General features: G+C 43.5%; 13 protein-coding genes. 1 reads left to right on the top strand and 12 read right to left on the bottom strand.

Going from position 1 to position 16,596, the window contains the following annotated elements; all coding sequences use genetic code 11:
- Nucleotides 1-36: 36 nt before the first annotated feature.
- The 8 genes from pknB to A3I5_RS0102705 all read right to left on the bottom strand — a co-directional run bounded on the left by pknB (nt 37) and on the right by A3I5_RS0102705 (nt 11,350).
- Nucleotides 37-1,866 carry a Stk1 family PASTA domain-containing Ser/Thr kinase gene (gene pknB / locus A3I5_RS0102750; RefSeq protein ID WP_018373097.1) on the bottom strand — a complete coding sequence of 610 codons (1,830 nt, stop codon included), beginning with the start codon at nt 1,864-1,866 and terminating at the stop codon, nt 37-39.
- Nucleotides 1,866-2,603, bottom strand: coding sequence for a Stp1/IreP family PP2C-type Ser/Thr phosphatase (locus A3I5_RS0102745; protein WP_018373096.1), 738 nt, complete (start codon nt 2,601-2,603; stop codon nt 1,866-1,868). Before A3I5_RS0102745 ends, pknB begins: the two co-directional genes overlap by 1 nt.
- 24 nt (nt 2,604-2,627) lie before the next feature.
- Nucleotides 2,628-3,944 carry a 16S rRNA (cytosine(967)-C(5))-methyltransferase RsmB gene (gene rsmB, locus A3I5_RS0102740; protein ID WP_026216890.1) on the bottom strand — a complete coding sequence of 439 codons (1,317 nt, stop codon included), beginning with the start codon at nt 3,942-3,944 and terminating at the stop codon, nt 2,628-2,630.
- On the bottom strand, nt 3,937-4,866 hold the full coding sequence (gene fmt / locus A3I5_RS0102735) for a methionyl-tRNA formyltransferase (RefSeq protein ID WP_018373094.1): 930 nt from the start codon (nt 4,864-4,866) through the stop codon (nt 3,937-3,939). The genes rsmB and fmt overlap by 8 nt, the downstream gene beginning before the upstream one ends.
- 488 nt (nt 4,867-5,354) lie before the next feature.
- Nucleotides 5,355-7,748 carry a primosomal protein N' gene (locus A3I5_RS0102725; protein WP_018373092.1) on the bottom strand — a complete coding sequence of 798 codons (2,394 nt, stop codon included), beginning with the start codon at nt 7,746-7,748 and terminating at the stop codon, nt 5,355-5,357.
- A gap of 921 nt (nt 7,749-8,669) precedes the next feature.
- Nucleotides 8,670-8,984, bottom strand: a complete 315-nt coding sequence (rpoZ, locus tag A3I5_RS0102715) for a DNA-directed RNA polymerase subunit omega (protein WP_018373090.1) — start codon at nt 8,982-8,984, stop codon at nt 8,670-8,672.
- A gap of 37 nt (nt 8,985-9,021) precedes the next feature.
- The gene (gmk, locus tag A3I5_RS0102710; RefSeq protein WP_018373089.1) at nt 9,022-9,651 is read right to left on the bottom strand and encodes a guanylate kinase; all 630 of its coding nucleotides are present in this window, start codon (nt 9,649-9,651) and stop codon (nt 9,022-9,024) included.
- A gap of 91 nt (nt 9,652-9,742) precedes the next feature.
- Complete coding sequence (locus A3I5_RS0102705; protein WP_018373088.1) at nt 9,743-11,350, bottom strand: ribonuclease Y; 1,608 nt, start codon at nt 11,348-11,350, stop codon at nt 9,743-9,745.
- Between the two features lie 239 nt (nt 11,351-11,589).
- Between A3I5_RS0102705 and A3I5_RS0102700 the strand changes: the two genes are divergently transcribed.
- Entirely contained in the window at nt 11,590-12,072 is a 483-nt protein-coding gene (locus A3I5_RS0102700; RefSeq protein WP_018373087.1) for an S-ribosylhomocysteine lyase, read from the top strand.
- 286 nt (nt 12,073-12,358) lie between these two features.
- Here A3I5_RS0102700 and gatB read toward each other — a convergent pair whose 3' ends face one another.
- From gatB to A3I5_RS0102680, 4 genes are all read right to left on the bottom strand, one after another.
- Nucleotides 12,359-13,795 carry an Asp-tRNA(Asn)/Glu-tRNA(Gln) amidotransferase subunit GatB gene (gene gatB, locus A3I5_RS0102695; RefSeq protein WP_018373086.1) on the bottom strand — a complete coding sequence of 479 codons (1,437 nt, stop codon included), beginning with the start codon at nt 13,793-13,795 and terminating at the stop codon, nt 12,359-12,361.
- Nucleotides 13,795-15,261, bottom strand: a complete 1,467-nt coding sequence (gene gatA / locus A3I5_RS0102690) for an Asp-tRNA(Asn)/Glu-tRNA(Gln) amidotransferase subunit GatA (RefSeq protein ID WP_018373085.1) — start codon at nt 15,259-15,261, stop codon at nt 13,795-13,797. The genes gatB and gatA overlap by 1 nt, the downstream gene beginning before the upstream one ends.
- A complete protein-coding gene (gene gatC, locus A3I5_RS0102685; protein WP_018373084.1) occupies nt 15,261-15,563 on the bottom strand; it encodes an Asp-tRNA(Asn)/Glu-tRNA(Gln) amidotransferase subunit GatC in 303 nt (100 codons plus the stop codon). Before gatC ends, gatA begins: the two co-directional genes overlap by 1 nt.
- Before the next feature lie 478 nt (nt 15,564-16,041).
- Nucleotides 16,042-16,596: a cysteine hydrolase family protein gene (locus A3I5_RS0102680; protein WP_018373083.1), complete on the bottom strand. Its 555-nt coding sequence runs from the start codon at nt 16,594-16,596 to the stop codon at nt 16,042-16,044.

Below are 16,596 nucleotides of genomic sequence, written 5' to 3'. Positions count from 1 at the left end.
GGAATAGCTTTCTGGATACAGACCCTACGTTTTTAATTATTCACCAGCATTATCGTCATCAGTTGACGCATCCGTATCGGTATCGGATGACGGTTCAGTGCTGCTAGATGATCTTGTCGGTCTTGTTGAGGAAGCATTGGTAGAAGACGACGATGTTGATTCCTCTGCAGCAAAATGAAGAACGATATTAACCGTTTCTGGATAAATTTCTGTGAAAGCGTAGATACTCTGGGATTCTACAACTGCTGTGGCACTAATTGCTTCTGGAACAGTGGTGATTTGATTGGCTTTAATCCCCAATCCAACCAGAACGTTGACGGCCTGTTTATAGGTTAAGCCAGTCAAATTAGGCATCATGACAGTAGACTGCGCTTTAGCAACCTTAAAAGTGATTCTCTTAGGTTTATCTAAATCATACAAAGTCCCTGCTTCAAGCGACTGTTCAATAATGGTTCCGACCTGATGGTCTCCGTTTTCAACCTCTTCCAGTTTGATATAGGATTCATCCACACCTCGCTCAGTTAAGGCATTGACCACATCGCTATAGGCTTGACCGACATAATCTTCCAAAGTAAAATCACGATCTCCTTTGGATACAATAATCTTGACAGAAGAATGCTTGCGCTTGCTGGTTCCACTCTCAGGATCAGTTGCGATAACTGTTCCTTCAGGGACGGTATCGCTAGATTCCTTACGCACTTGATCAACTCTCAAGCCAGCCTTAGCAAGCGTTTGTTGTGCTGCTTCCAGCGTTTGTCCTGCAACATCTGGAACTATCACTGTTGTAGGACTGGTCAGGAAAATTGCCACTAAAGCTAAAAGTGTCAAGAAAATAGCCCCAAAAAGCACTTTAAACCGCATACGCATCCGACGTTTAGGTTTGTAGTCGTCATTGGATTCATAGGGATGCGAGTATTCTTCCTCAGGCACACGCAACTCTTCTTGGCGCGAAACCTCTTGAGGAGGAGGTGTCACTTTTGGCAATACTTTACTGTCTACTTTATTGTCTGAAAAGATTAGTTTACGATCTAGTTGATGCCTCGGCGACAAGCAAGTCACCAGGTCTGTATACATGTCCTCTACAGTTTGATAACGGTCAGATAACTTCTTTGCTGTCGCTTTGATGACAACATTTTCAAGAGCTTGAGGGACTTTTGGATTTTCTGCAATGATTGATGGCAGAGGTTTCTGAAAATGCTGAAGTGCAATGGTAACAGCCGAATCCCCGTCATAAGGAATATGGCCCGTCAGCATTTCGTAAAGAACAATCCCCATGGCATAAATGTCACTTTGGACTGTGGCTTTTGAACCACGCGCCTGTTCAGGTGACAGGTAATGAACAGAGCCTAGCATGGAATTGGTTTGAGTTAGGCTGGTTTCTGCGAAAGCGACTGCAATCCCAAAATCGGTCACCTTAGCGGTGCCTTCTTTTGTCAAAAGGACATTTTGTGGCTTGATATCGCGATGGACAATACCTTGCTGATGAGCAAGCCGCATGGCCAAGAGGATCTGTGCCATAACACGAACGGCTTCCTCATTTGAAAAAGGTGCCTTATCTTGAATATATTTTTTAAGGTCTAAGGCATCAACATATTCCATGGCTAGGTACTGCTGGCCATCTTCCTCTCCGATGTCGCTAATGCGGACGATATTTGGATGATCCAGATCAGCCATGGCTCGCGCTTCACGCTGGAAACGTTGAATCGCTACCTGATCTGTCTGGTAATTGGTTCTTAAGACCTTGACTGCAACTTCCTCGCCGTCTAGAATGAGGTCTCTTGCCAGATAAACATCCGCCATTCCACCTCGGCCAATTTGCTCAATAACCTTGTACCGTCCAGCGAATATTTTCCCGATTTGAATCATTAGCTCTCCTCCTTGTCAATGTAGACAAGTGCGACTGTAATGTTATCCAAACCTCCTGCATTATTAGCAAAGCGAATTAAGGTTTCTGCCTTATCATCCAAGGAAACGTCGCTAACCATGATGTCGTAAATATCCTGATTGGAAATCATATTGGTCAAGCCATCACTATTGATAACGATATAATCCCCCATCTCCAAGGTCTTTATAGCAATGTCTGGCTCCACAGGATCTTTTTGACCAATTGACTGGGTAATGATGTTCTTCTGTGGGTGAGCAGCTGCCTCTTCAGGAGTGATTTGACCTGCCTTAAGAAGGGCATTAACCAGTGAGTGATCGCTAGTTAACACTTCTAGCTCTTCTCCTCGAATCAGGTTAATCCGAGAGTCTCCGATGTGGGCATAAATCATCTGATTATCAATGATAACAACCGCTTCAAGGGTTGTTCCCATGCCGTGAAATTCTTCTTGCTCTCCTTTGGCTCGAATGGTGTGATTAACCGCTTCTAAATGCTCTACATACCATTCACGAACACTGTTTAGGTCAGCAATAGCTGTTTGAACCCATAAACTTCCAAGTTCTGTCGTAGCTAGCTCGCTGGCAATATTGCCAGCCCTGTGACCACCCATACCATCTGCAAGAATGATGAGTTGAACTCCCTGTTTGTTGGCATAAACATTGACATAGTCTTGATTGTTGGAGCGTTTCTGCCCAACATTGGTTAATAATGAAATTTGCATTCTAGGTAAGTTTCCTTCCCATTGTTAAAGTTTTCGTCTAAGCTGTGCGATGAAAAAGCCATCGGATAGATACAGTTCTGGTGTGATGAGGAGACAACCATCCACCATGATATCTTGTCGCTCATGTTGCAACATCACTTGTTCAAATTCTGGGTGGTTTGCCAAGAATTTCTCGATCACTTGAAAATTTTCCTGATGAATAACCGTACAGGTACTATAGGTTATTATACCACCTTTTTTCACTGTTTGACAAACGCTATCCAAGATCTCCAGCTGGATTTTTTGCAAACTCTCAAAATCAGCTAAATCCTTTTGATAGCGAATATCTGGCTTTCTTCGAATCAGACCTATCCCTGAACAAGGCGCATCAACCAAGATTTTATCAAACCGATCCGCTCCAAAAACTTGATGCACATCTCTAGCATCACATTTCTGAGTAGTAATCTTATCCATTACCCCTAGGCGCTTCGCATTGTCACGAATCAAATCCAGCTTATGATCATAAAGATCAAGAGCTGTGATTTGGCCTGTTGTCAGGTAAGAAGCCATATGAACGGTCTTGCCTCCAGGTGCCGCACAAGCGTCTAAGACCTGCTCGTAGCCTTCTAAACACATAATTGGTGCCACTAGCTGACTGGTCTCATCTTGAATAGCCAAAAGTCCCTCTTTAAAATACTGACTAGCTGCAAAATGGCCACTAGCCTTGACCAGACCAACTGGCGAAAGCTCGGATTGTTGGCTCTCTGTCGCTTCAGCTATCTCAGCTAACCGATCAGGGCTAGTCACACGCACACTGGCCTTGTTGCGATGGGCAAGACTTTCAAAGATAGCAAGGCTCCGTTTCTCCCCGTAGGTTTCGATCAAGGTTCTGACCAACCAAACTGGTAGAGAATACTGGATGGAATACCGTTTGTTAACACGTTTGATGGTCTGAAAATCAGGCAAGTTGGCGATGTCTATTTTCCGTAAGATAGCATTGACAAATTTGTCGGCACGAGACCGCTTGGCCTTGGCCAACTGAACAGCTTCATTGACGATTGCATGAGCAGGGAGACGATCCAGATAAAGCAACTGGTAAAGGCTGAGCAAAAGGAGCTGATAAACCCAGCTGTCCAGTTTATCTCGGTCTTCTATGTAATGAGCCAAATACCACTCAAGCGTCAGCTTATGAGCCACTGTACCGTAAACCAATTCTGTCACGAGTGCCTTATCCTGAGCACTTAAAGAACTGCCTGTTAAAGCCTTATTAAGGGCAAGATTAGAGTAAGCTTTTTGATCAAAGACTTCACCCAAAACAAGGAGCGCAGTCCCCCGAGCTGATTTTTGCCAGCTATTACTCAAAATAATCACCTACCTCCAACGTGCGGCCAACACCATTGAGAAAATCGCTAATAGCCATCTGCGGTTTGCCAGCAGGCTGAACCCTTTCTAGACGCAAGGCTCCTTGACCTGTCGCAATGATTAGCTCCTTCTTGGTTTTAGCAATAATCTCACCAGGCTGACCTTCTCCATCGACTGGACTAGCTTTATAGATCTTAAACCGAGTATCTCCTAAGAGTGCATGGGCAACTGGCCATGGATTCATCCCTCGGATTTGATTAAAGAGTTGACGATTAGTCTTGGTCCAATCTAAGCGCTCTTCTTCTGCTGTGATATTTGGTGAAAAAGTGACTTGACTCTCGTCCTGAGGGATGGGCTGAATTTCACCAGCTGCATAGGCTGGCAGCTTTTCAAGGAGAAGATCGCGACCCACGATAGCTAATTTTTCAAAGAGAGTACCGACATTATCCGCATCAGTAATCGAAATGGCCTTGCTGGCAATCATATCACCAGCATCCATCTGCTTGACCATCTCCATCAGTGTTACACCTGCCTGTTCCTCCCCATTGATTAGAGCGTAATGAATCGGCGCTCCACCTCTGTACTTAGGTAAAAGTGATGCGTGCACATTAACCGCAAAGTTAAAATTTTTGAGGAGCTTCTCTGGTAAAAACTGGCCAAAAGCTGCTGTTACAATGCCATCTGCTGTCAACTCTAAAATCGCTTCAAGCTCTGAGCTACCAGATAATTTTTCCGGCTGGAAAATCGGCAAATCATGAGCCAGCGCTACTTCCTTCACAGGTGTCATGCGCATTTCTCGCTTGCGGCCAACTGCTCGATCAGGCTGTGTCACCACTGCAACGACCTCGTAATGACCGTCAGCTAGAATTCCCTTAAGCACCGTTGCTGAAAAGTCTGGTGTTCCCATAAAAATAATTTTCATCTGGCTTTTCTCCTAATCACATTTTTTAACTTTATACTCAATAAAAATCAAAAAGCAAACTGATTGAACACGCTCTAAACTCTGTGCAAAAATGAGACGTAGCCGTTGTGAACTTTATTCGCTTACGGATATGGCTACCTTTAGGTATAATTTCTCCTAGAAACTACAGTTTCTTCGTCTCTTTCCTATTTTTGCTTTGAGTTTTTAACGGGCTTTGTATCTGATAGTGCGCAACTCTTGGACAGTTATCGCATAGGTGACAATGCTTAAATTTGATTTTTGAAGAGTATTACCACCAAAGTGTCAAAATCTCTGTCATACCAATACTCTATCAAAATCAAAATCCATATCACTATCTCATCATAAAGGAGCATCGCCCTCTTTCCCATTTCTTTATCTGATGCAGCTTTTGATTTCCTTTGAGTATAATCCCTTCTATTATACCAAAAAGACAGGCTGTTTTCCTTAAACTAGCCTGTTCTTTGGTGTTACATGACATTTTGCGGTTCATGGTCTATCGAAAGTTTGAGATCTTTATTTTCCCGCTCTTGAGTCAGATCCAAAATGTTATCCAAAACCTGACTCAGGTGCTCTTCAAATCGATATTTAATCAAAATCTGATAATGGAAAAGGTTATGCGTTCGGGCAATGGGTTTGGGAGTTGGTCCCAAAATGACTATCTGGTCAGACAGATGCTCGCGCAGAAGAGTCATGACCCGATAAGCCTGCTTGACCACAAAAGTCTCATCCTTGTGCGAAAGGCTAATTCCAACCGTGTAAACATATGGTGGATAACGCATTTGGTGACGTAATTTCATCTCATACTGGTAAAAGCCTTCGTAGTCTTGATCTTTGGCGTAGCGAATAGCATAATGTTCAGGGTTATAGGTTTGTATGATGACTTCTCCTGCCTTATCAGCTCGACCAGCTCGACCAGCTACCTGAGTGAGGAGTTGAAAAGTCCGCTCAGACGACCGAAAGTCTGGCAGATTAAGAGCCGTATCAGCATTTAATACGCCAACTAAGGTCACATTTGGAAAATCTAACCCTTTAGCAATCATCTGGGTTCCCAAAAGGATATCTGCCTCCTGATTCCCAAATGCCTCTAACAGCCTTTCATGCGCTCCTTTACCTCGAGTGGTGTCCACATCCATCCGTAAAATCCGTGCTTCTGGCAGAAGAAGCTGCAATTCATCAACAGCCTTTTGTGTTCCTGTTCCGTAGTATCTGATAGACCGGCTCTGGCAGTTGGGACAAGTCTGGGGGATGGCTTTGGTAAACCCACAATAATGGCAATGCATGAGTTTCGTGTCCATGTGAAGAGTCAGGGAAATATCACAATTCGGGCACTCATCAACCGTACCGCAATCCCGACACATAACAAAGCTAGAATAGCCCCGACGATTGAGGAGAAGGACAACCTGCTCCTTTCGCGCCAATTTTTCCCCAATTTTTTCCAGCAGATAAGGAGTGAAATTGCCAGCCTCAGTCTCACCGATATAGTCTCTAAAATCTACAATTTGCACACTTGGTACCTGTGCCAGAGGATTAGCTCTCTGACTGAGTACCAACCTCTGGTAAAGGCCTTTGCTGGCCCTTGCTCTGGTTTCTAGACTTGGCGTAGCCGAGCCTAGAACTAAACTGGCCTTATTATAATCCGCCCGAAGCAATGCAACATCTCTGGCATGGTAGCGCGGATGACTGTCCTGCTTATAACTAGACTCGTGCTCCTCATCAATGATGATTGTGCCAATGTTTGTTAAGGGTGCAAAAATCGCTGAGCGTGCGCCAACAACAACCTTAGCCTTGCCCGCCTCAATTTTACGCCACTCATCATACTTTTCACCATCTGATAAGCCTGAATGCAAAATAGCCACCTGCTCTCCAAAGCGACTGATAAATCTCTGAGTCACTTGAGGGGTCAGGGAAATTTCCGGCACCAACATAATAGCTGTCTTACCTTGTCTCAAAGTTTGGTCAATAACCTGTAAATAAACTTCGGTCTTTCCGGAACCCGTGATTCCTTGGAGAAGGAACGTTTGTGCTTTTTGACCTATACTAGCTGTTATAGCCGCTACCGCTGTTGATTGCTCAGCGTTCAACCTTAATGGCTGACTTGATGGCACCGCCTTAAAATAAGCCTGACTTCGGCTAACCTCGCGCAACTCTTCTTGGATCAAACCATGTTCCAAGAAAAACTTAACCACAGGGCCTGAAAAAGACTGTCGGAGATCCACCAATTTCCCAGATTCAGGATTTTCTAGCAAAAAAGTTTTCAATTCTTGACGTTTTTTAGCACGGTTACTGATTTCAAATCCTTCCAATGCTTGACTATCAACCCTATACCAGCTCTCTGTTTTAATGTGCTGTTTATCTGTTGCGATATACTCAACCTGAATTTTCCCAGCTTGAGCCAAGCGCATAACCTTGACTTGCGCCTCCACAGATAAGTCTGTAAAACGCATGTGATCCTCTTGGCCAAACAGAGCGTCTCGCTCGTCATCTGCCAATAGCTCTGTCGCACGCAAATACTTGTCATAGGACGAATTGAGCAGATTAGGCAACATGGCTTTTAAAATGGAAATTTTATAAGAAAAAACGGTCTCACGCATCTGATCTGCCAGAACTAATTGTTCCTTGTTGAGGACGGGGCGAACATCAAGGACTTCAACGATGTCTTTCAAGCCATCCTGATCTGACACATTCCCCGTTTCTACCTCAATGACAAGTCCCTGAACCAAGCGATTTCCGTTGCCAAAAGGCACATGAACCCGCATACCAGCTTCTATCAAGTCCTCAAACTCAGTTGGTACCCGATAGGAGTAGGGCTGATCTGTTTGCATCAGAGGCACATCTACGATCAGTTTTGCAATTCGAACCATTCTTTCTCCTTTATTAAGATACAAAGGGCGTGGAAAAATGCGTTGGAAAATAAGGGAGTAACCGATGAGCCCGAAGACTCAAGGGAACTCACGCATTTTACCGAGCATTTTAGCCCGTGTTCAGTTATCAAGATACAAAGCCCGTTAAGAAAAGCGTTGAAAAATGAAAAAATTGACGACGAGTCTGTAGACTCTAGGAAATTTTTGAATTTTATCTAGCTTTTTAGGGCGTGTTCAGTTCGTTAAGATATGAGGCCGTTTAAAAATCCGATGAAAAATGAAAAAACAGACGACAAGTCTCTGGACTTGAGGAAGTTTTTGAATTTTATCGAGGATTTTAGGCCGAATTCAATTCTAAGATATGAGCCCGTAAAAAAGTGTGGAAAAATGAAAAAATTGACGACGAGTCTGTAGACTCTAGGAAATTTTTGAATTTTATCTAGCTTTTTAGGGCGTGTTCAGTTCGTTAAGATATGAGGTCGTTTCAAAATCCGATGAAAAATGGCGGTAAGTCAGGGAGTGAGACAGAAGACGTGATATTATTGAAATCGACTATCCTCACTCTTTTATTTCTAGGTTCGGGCTAAAATAATCCACTGGATTATTTTACTCTCACCCCGCAAGGTTGGGAGTAAGACTTGTTGGCCGTGCCAACTTAGCCTTACCCCTACACAGGTCATTAGGTGCTTTAGCACCAATGGACCGCTGCTAATTAGGATTTTCACAGGTGAAATCGAAGAAAATCCAGATGCCTACGGCCTAGTCATTCCAAACTCAATTTAACTTTTTAGACCGAATTTAGCTGACTTATCATCATAGCCTTATTACTCTATCGCTTCTCCCACAAAAATGCTAAAGAGATAAGGCTGGATGATAGTCGTCCAGCCCCATAATTCTGTTTTAGTTGACGAATCTATCAACTTAGATTTTTTCACCATCTTCTTTTTCTTTGGCAATTTGTTCTTTAATCTTGCGCTCTTCTTCTTCACGGCGCAAACGTTCTTGCTCAGCACGACGACGAACCGCTTCACGTTTGGCCTCTGGATCTGGATGAATCACAACGTTACCAGATTCAATCTCTTCCAAGGCACGAAGCGTAGACTTTTCTGATTTGAAGGTTTGGGTCGGTGTCGCACCCGCTTCCAACTCATGAGCGCGTTTGGCTTCTAAAATAACTAATGAGTACTTTGACGGCACCTTATCCAAAAGGGTGTCAATTGACGGTTTTAGCATCATAATCTTGATCTCTTTTCTATTCTTTTACTTATCGTTCTTACTTGACCTGAACAGGGAGGGCACACATCATGTCGGCATAGCGACCAATCACACGCTCCACACGGAAATGCTCAGCTTCGATGATACGCCGAACACGCTCAGCAGCTAGAGAGACTTCATCATTGACCACCGCGTAATCATACTCGCGCATCAGGGCGATTTCTTCCTTGGCACGAGCAATACGTTGATTGATCACTTCCTCACTATCAGTCGCACGACCAACTAGGCGATCTCGCAATTCTTCCAAGTCAGGCGGTGTCAAAAAAATGAAGACACCATCTGGAACCTTAGCCTTGACCTGAAGCGCCCCTTGCACTTCAATTTCAAGGAAGACATCCGTCCCTTGATCTAAGGTCTCATTGACATAATTAAGGGGAGTCCCATAGTAATTGCCGACATATTCTGCATACTCTAACATCTGACCTTGACGGATTAACTCTTCAAACTCTTCTCGGGTACGGAAATGATAATCCACACCATCCACCTCGCCTGGGCGCTGCGGTCTCGTTGTCATCGACACCGAGTATTTAAACTTGTTGTTCTTATGTTCAAAAATTTCCTTACGAACAGTTCCCTTACCGACACCTGATGGGCCAGAAAAAACGATTAGTAGTCCACGCTCAGCCATGTTCACTCCCTTAATTGCTTTCCTAATAGTTTAACAAAAAAAACACTTGAAATCAAGTGCTTTTTCTGTTACTTAGCTGACTTATCAGGGCTTACTTGGCATAATCCACAGCGCGTGTCTCACGCACCACAGTAACCTTGATATTTCCTGGATAGTCCAAGTTTTTCTCAATTTTTTGACGAATGTCATGTGCTAAAATTGTCATTTTATCATCTTTGACAATATTAGGCTTAACCATGATCCGAATCTCACGGCCTGCCTGAAGCGCATAGGCTTGATGAATACCCTCAAAACTTGTTGCAATTTCTTCCAAGTCTTGGAGACGCTTGATATAGTTTTCCATTGACTCACTACGGGCACCTGGACGAGCTGCACTGAGTGCATCTGCTGCTGCAACAACGACTGCGATGACAGATTCAGCTTCCACATCACCATGGTGGCTGGCAATCGTGTTGACAACCACTGGATGTTCCTTAAACTTACGAGCCAATTCCATACCGATCTCAACATGACTACCTTCAACCTCGCGGTCAAGGGCTTTACCAATGTCATGAAGGAAGCCAGCACGACGAGCAAGGGCTACATTCTCACCGAGCTCACCTGCAATAACACCTGCCAGCTTACCTACTTCAATAGAGTGACGAAGAACATTTTGCCCGTATGATGTACGGAAATGCAGGCGACCCATAATCTTAATCAGGTCTGGATGCAGGTTTGGTGCGCCAATTTCATAGGCTGCTTCTTCACCGTATTCACGAATACGCTGATCCATCTCAAGACGTTTTTTCCCAACCAATTCTTCAATGCGAGCTGGATGGATACGCCCATCTTGGAGAAGGGTCTCCATGGTCATGCGGGCAATTTCGCGGCGAATAGGATCAAAACCAGATAGGATGACTGTTTCTGGCGTATCATCAATGATGACATCAATCCCAGTCAAACTCTCAAAGGTACGAATGTTGCGACCTTCACGACCAATGATCCGTCCCTTCATATTTTCATCAGGTAGATGGAGAGTGGTCACCGTTTGTTCTGTGACATATTCTCCAGAAATACGCTGCATGGCCTGAACCAAGAGATCCTTAGCAACCTTATCAGCCTTCTCCTTGGCTTCTGCCTCTGCAGCTTTAATATAACCTGCAATTTCATGATCCAAGCCTTGGCGGGTGTCTGTGAGGATTAGATCTCGCGCCTCTTCTTGGCTCAATTGAGCGACTCTTTCTAACTCTGCAGCCTTTTGGGCTTCCAGCTCCGTTAGTTTTGCTTCACGCTCATCAATATGTTTAGTTTTATCTGCGAGACTCTGCTCTTTTTTCTCGAGTGTCTTCTCTTTTGTTGTTAAATTATCATCTTTACGATCAAGACTTACAGAACGTTCTGCTAAACGATTTTCTGCTTGTTTTAACTCGTGTCTTTCAGACTTAAATTCGTTTTCGATATCTTCTCGATATTTTCTCGCATCTTCCTTAGCTTCAAGCTGCGCCTCTTTTTTGAGGGTCAATACATCACGCTCAGCTGCTCGGACAAGTTCCTCTGCCTGTCTTTCTGCTTGAGAGCGACGATTAGTTGCATCTTGTTCAGCGTTTAGAAGTGCTAACTCAGCTGCCTCCTTTAAAGCTTTCATCTTCAAAGAAATCAGTAAGCCACCGATTGCTAAACCTATGAGCGCAAAGACTACAGCAATAATGAAATTGTTCATGTCTTTACCTCTTTATTTTATAATGTTGACCTTTCTAGCTTGCTGCTCTTACCGCTAAGCAGGCAATCTCAGCTTCATCATAATCAGGCTGAAACTCCAGCTCTTCTTAAAATGTCTTGCAATAAGCCAGAAAATGAATTTAGACAAATTCCTTACTATTATATCATAAATATATCAAATCCACAATTGAAATTTACAAGCTATGGTATAATGAAAACAAATAAAAAAGGAGTCTTCCCATGTCTAAAGAAGTTATTGTTGAAAGTTTTGAACTAGACCATACGATTGTAAAAGCCCCTTATGTGCGCTTGATTGGTGAGGAAAAAGGGCCAAAAGGCGACATCATTTCCAACTACGATATTCGTCTCCTCCAGCCGAATCACAATGCCATAGATACTGCTGGTCTACACACCATTGAGCATTTGTTAGCCATGCTGATTCGCAAACGCATGGATGGCATGATTGACTGCTCACCTTTTGGTTGTAGAACTGGCTTTCACATGATCATGTGGGGTCAACACGACAGTGAAACGATCGCTCGTGTGATTAAAGACAGCCTCCAAGAAATCGCTGAGTCAACCACATGGCAAGACGTTCCTGGGACAACCATCGAATCTTGTGGCAACTACAAAGATCATAGTCTCCATTCTGCTAAAGAGTGGGCCAAGTTGATTTTGGCAGAAGGAATTTCCAGCGACGCTTTTGAACGAAAAGTGGTTTAAGTTTCTAGCATAGTTGTACCATTCTTGATTCAATTGACTATCTTTACAAGTCAAGTCTTTCGTTTGATACTCTTCAAAAATCAAATGCAAATTACCGTACGTCAGCACAGCCTTCAGCTAGTTTTCTAGTTTTCTTTTTGATTTTTATTGAGTATAAAGTGCGATTAGACCTATGTCTTTGCAAATGAACCACTCCCGTATAAACCATAAAAACTGCATGAAATCTTCGGTAAGTAACCGTTATCTTCATGCAGTTTTACTGTTTTTTAAAATTTTACCGATTCTTTTACTTCAACTTAGCTAGCTCTTCTGCCAAGAGTTTCAGAGCCACTTGTGGATTGGCTTGTCCTTTGGTTGCTTTCATGAGGAAACCTGTGAAGGCTTTATCCGCATTGCGTTTCCCAGACTTGAAGTCTGCGACAGCCGCTTCATTGTCTGCAAAGACTTGATGAATAATTGGAATCAAGACAGCAGGATCTGAAATCTGCACTAAGCCTGCTTTTTCCACATATTCACGCGCAGAACCACCATTTTTTGCCAAATGCACAAAGACTTTCTTAGCAATTTTAGATGAAATCGTTCCATCTGCAATCAAACCCAGCATTTCGACCAGATTTTCTGGTGATAAGGCAATTTCTGGCAGGGTCTTTTGCTCGGCATTCAAGAATTGAGCTACTTCTCCTTGCAACCAGTTGGACACCTGCTTGGCATCACCACCAAGCGCAACAGCTGCTTCAAAGAAGTCTGATAAGGCTTTCGTTGCAGTCAATTGACTAGCATCATAGCTTGACAAGCCCAAACGTTCCCTATAATCTGCACGACGCTCCTTAGGAAACTTCGGCAAGGTTGATTTAACTTCTGCAATCCAGTTATCGTCAATCTCATATAGCGGAAGGTCTGGTTCTGGGAAATAGCGGTAATCAGCGGATCCTTCTTTGACCCGCATGAGAATAGTTTCCCCAGTTGCCTCATCATAGCGACGTGTTTCCTGCTGAATTTGACCACCAGAACGCAAAATCTTAGCTTGACGTTCGACTTCATACTGCAACCCTTTTTTGACGTAATTAAAGGAGTTCAAGTTTTTCAGCTCAGTTTTGGTACCAAAGGCTTCTTGACCGTAGGGACGAAGAGAGATATTGGCATCAACCCGCATAGACCCCTCTTCCATTTTCACATCTGAAATGCCTGTATACTGGATAATTTCTTTCAGGGCTGTCAAGTAAGCATAAGCCTCTTCTGGACTGCGCATATCTGCTTCAGACACAATCTCAATCAGAGGCACACCTTGACGGTTCAAATCAACATAGGAATAACCATCTGTCCCGTGGGTATTTTTTCCTGCATCTTCTTCCAAATGCGCCCGTTCAATGCGAATTTTCTTAGTAGAGCCGTCTTCTAACTCAATCTCAATCCAACCATTATAGCCGATCGGCTCATCAAACTGAGAAATTTGATAGGCCTTAGGGTTATCAGGATAGAAGTAATTCTTACGGTCAAAGTGCATGTGCTGGTGAATAGCCATATTCAAAGCTAAAGCTGCCTTAATCCCGTAATCAATCACCCCCTTGTTCATCACTGGCAAGACGCCTGGAAAAGACCAGTCGATGATATTGGTGTTAGCATTTGGCTCCTCTCCAAAATGCGCAGATGATGAGGAGAAAATCTTTGAATTGGTATTCAATTCAACATGGACCTCAAGCCCGATAATGGTTTCAAAGTTCATTAATTTTCACCTCCAAAAATCACGGGTTGTTGCTTATGATAGTCTGTCGTTGCTTCAAAGGCTGCTGCCACTTGATAAATGGTTTCCTCACTATGTTTTGGTCCAATCAATTGCAAACCAACCGGTAAGCCTTCTACAAAGCCAGCAGGAATCGAAATTCCCGGTAAACCTGCCAAGTTGACTGGAATCGTCAGCAAATCAGCCAAGTACATGGCAACAGGATCGTGGCTAAGACTATCCAAATCAAAGGCCACCGTTGGAGCTGTTGGCCCCAAAATCAAATCATAATCCGCAAAGACTTTTTCAAAATCCTGAATAATCAGTGTACGCACCTGACCAGCTTTTTTGAAGTAGGCATCATAGTAACCAGATGACAAGCTAAAGGTACCAAGCATGATTCGGCGTTTGACCTCCTCACCAAAGCCTTGACTGCGTGTCTTTATATAAATCTCATCCAGATTTGTCGCATCTTCTGCACGGAAACCATAGCGAATCCCATCAAAACGTTGCAAGTTTGAGGAAGCTTCAGACGAAGCGATGATATAATAAACCGCCACACCATACTTGCTATGCGGAAGGCTGACTTCCTCAACCACTGCGCCCAGACTTTCCAAATGTTTAGCTGCTTGTAAAATACAGTCTTTAATTTGCGGGTCAATCCCTTCACCGATATACTCTTTCGGAAGTGCAATCTTGAGTCCTTTGATCTCTTGACCAATTTTGCTAGCATAATCTGCCACCACAAGCTGAGCTGATGTGGCATCCTTGGCATCGTGCCCTGCAATCACATTGAGCAACTGAGCATTTTCTTTAACCGTTTGCGAGAATGGTCCAATTTGATCTAGGGAACTCCCAAAGGCAATCAAGCCAAAACGAGACACTGTTCCATAGGTTGGCTTCATTCCGACCACACCGTTAAAAGCTGCTGGTTGGCGAATAGAGCCCCCCGTATCCGAACCGAGTGACAAACGCACTTGACCAGATGCCACTGCTGTCGCAGAACCGCCTGATGACCCACCGGGAACCTTAGTCTGATCCCAAGCGTTCTTGGTCTTTTTAAAGTAAGAGGTCTCGGTTGAGCCACCCATAGCAAACTCATCCATATTGGTCTTTCCGATAACGACCATATCTTTTTCATAAGCATTAGCTACAGAAGTCGCATCAAAAATCGGTTCATAATTGTAGAGCATCTTAGAAGCTGCTGTTGTCAAAATTCCCTTGGTGGAAATATTATCCTTAACAGCTAGAGGAATTCCTGCCATGACATTATCTACATCAATTCCTTTTTCATCGATTTTTGCAGCCTGAGTCAAAGCCTCGTCTTCGGCAATAGTAATAAAGCTGCCGACGGCTTCTTCACGCGCTTTGATATCGTCCAAGGTCGCCTTGGTCAACTCAACAACCGATACTTCTTTATTGACGAGAAGCTCATGCAACTCACCAACCGTCTTATGTTTCAAAGTCATTAAGCATCCCCTCCGTCTTCTAGAATAGCTGGTACCTTGATTAAGTTATTTTCATGCTCAGGAACATTTTTGAAAAGCTCGTCGCAACTCCAGCCAGCCTCCGCCTTATCCTCGCGCATGACATTGACCCGCTCAGCCATAGTCGTTGTAATCGGCACCCCTGTTGTATCCACTTCATTTAATAATTCCACCATATCAACGATCTTAGTCAAACTCGTCGCAAAAGCTGTCGTTTCTTCTTCAGTGAAACTGAGTTTGGACAGCTTGGCCACATGGCGTACTTCTTCATCAGAAATTTTCATTCTAGCTCCTTTAAAAGATTTATAGTTTATTTTACCATATTGTAGGGGATTTTTCCTAGTTCAAGAAAAGCTTTCTAAACAAGATACAGCCAAAAAGGGAGTGAGACAGACCACCATGATGGTCTCGTCCTCACTCCAAAAACGTATAATCGTTGAAGATTACGTATAAGAAGTCGTGATTTCATTAAAATTGACTTCGTTGCCTTACTCCCAACCGTTGCGTCTTGCCACTAAATCTAAAAATATAGGAGCTTGGATTACTTTGGTTTCAAACTCATTTTATAAACCATACAACTACTGCATCAAACTTGGCAAACTACAAAAAATGAGACTGAGTACATCTGTCTCAGCCTCTACAAAATCATTTAATTACCAAGCAAGACCGCACCAGCCATTAAAATCACTGCTAAGCAAACTCAAATCCACTAATTTCAACAGCTTTTACAGTCCATTTCCAACATCATGCACTATACCGAGTCTAAGGCAAAATGGTCGCACCAAGCACATGTTCCAAATGATTCAGTGCAAAAGCGTGCGCTTCTTCTGTGATAGAAGCGATAGCTGATGCAATAATCTCTATCTTATACCCGAGATTGTAGGCATCAATAGCTGTATGAAGGACACAGATGTCCGACAAAACCCCTGTCAAAACAAGAGTTTCGACCCTTCGCTCTCTAAGGCGAATATCCAAATCCGTCCCTGAGAAAGCCGAATAATGCCGCTTGTCCATCCAAAAGACCCGCGCATCATCCTGATGCTCTGCATAAAAATCTGCCAAAGGGCCATACAATTGCCGTCCGCTCGTTCCCTTGATATTGTGCGGAGGAAAGAGGCGACTTTCTGGATGAAAACTATCAGCTTCATCATGTGAATCTATGGCAAAAAAGATATAATCCCCTTGCTCAAAGGCTTCTTGGGTGACTTGAGCAATCCGCTCTGAAATCACCTGTGCTAGTTTACCAGCCGTCAATTTGCCATCCTCAGCTACAAAATCATAGGTATAATCAATCAAGATTAAAGCTTTCTTGGTCAT

The organism is Streptococcus merionis DSM 19192 (genome assembly GCF_000380085.1).
Lineage (GTDB): Bacteria > Bacillota > Bacilli > Lactobacillales > Streptococcaceae > Streptococcus > Streptococcus merionis.
This window is presented reverse-complemented; position numbering and strand designations above follow the sequence as displayed.

Excerpts from the sequence above, each read along its gene's own strand:
- gatC (WP_018373084.1), bottom strand. The coding sequence starts at position 15,563 with ATGAAAATTTCTGATGAAGAAGTACGCCATGTGGCCAAGCTGTCCAAA.
- gmk (WP_018373089.1), bottom strand. The coding sequence starts at position 9,651 with ATGGCTGAGCGTGGACTACTAATCGTTTTTTCTGGCCCATCAGGTGTC.
- A3I5_RS0102725 (WP_018373092.1), bottom strand. The coding sequence starts at position 7,748 with ATGGTTCGAATTGCAAAACTGATCGTAGATGTGCCTCTGATGCAAACA.
- rpoZ (WP_018373090.1), bottom strand. The coding sequence starts at position 8,984 with ATGATGCTAAAACCGTCAATTGACACCCTTTTGGATAAGGTGCCGTCA.
- gatB (WP_018373086.1), bottom strand. The coding sequence starts at position 13,795 with ATGAACTTTGAAACCATTATCGGGCTTGAGGTCCATGTTGAATTGAAT.
- A3I5_RS0102700 (WP_018373087.1), top strand. The coding sequence starts at position 11,590 with ATGTCTAAAGAAGTTATTGTTGAAAGTTTTGAACTAGACCATACGATT.
- A3I5_RS0102680 (WP_018373083.1), bottom strand. The coding sequence starts at position 16,596 with ATGACCAAGAAAGCTTTAATCTTGATTGATTATACCTATGATTTTGTA.
- fmt (WP_018373094.1), bottom strand. The coding sequence starts at position 4,866 with ATGAAAATTATTTTTATGGGAACACCAGACTTTTCAGCAACGGTGCTT.
- gatA (WP_018373085.1), bottom strand. The coding sequence starts at position 15,261 with ATGACTTTGAAACATAAGACGGTTGGTGAGTTGCATGAGCTTCTCGTC.
- A3I5_RS0102705 (WP_018373088.1), bottom strand. The coding sequence starts at position 11,350 with ATGAACAATTTCATTATTGCTGTAGTCTTTGCGCTCATAGGTTTAGCA.
- pknB (WP_018373097.1), bottom strand. The coding sequence starts at position 1,866 with ATGATTCAAATCGGGAAAATATTCGCTGGACGGTACAAGGTTATTGAG.
- A3I5_RS0102745 (WP_018373096.1), bottom strand. The coding sequence starts at position 2,603 with ATGCAAATTTCATTATTAACCAATGTTGGGCAGAAACGCTCCAACAAT.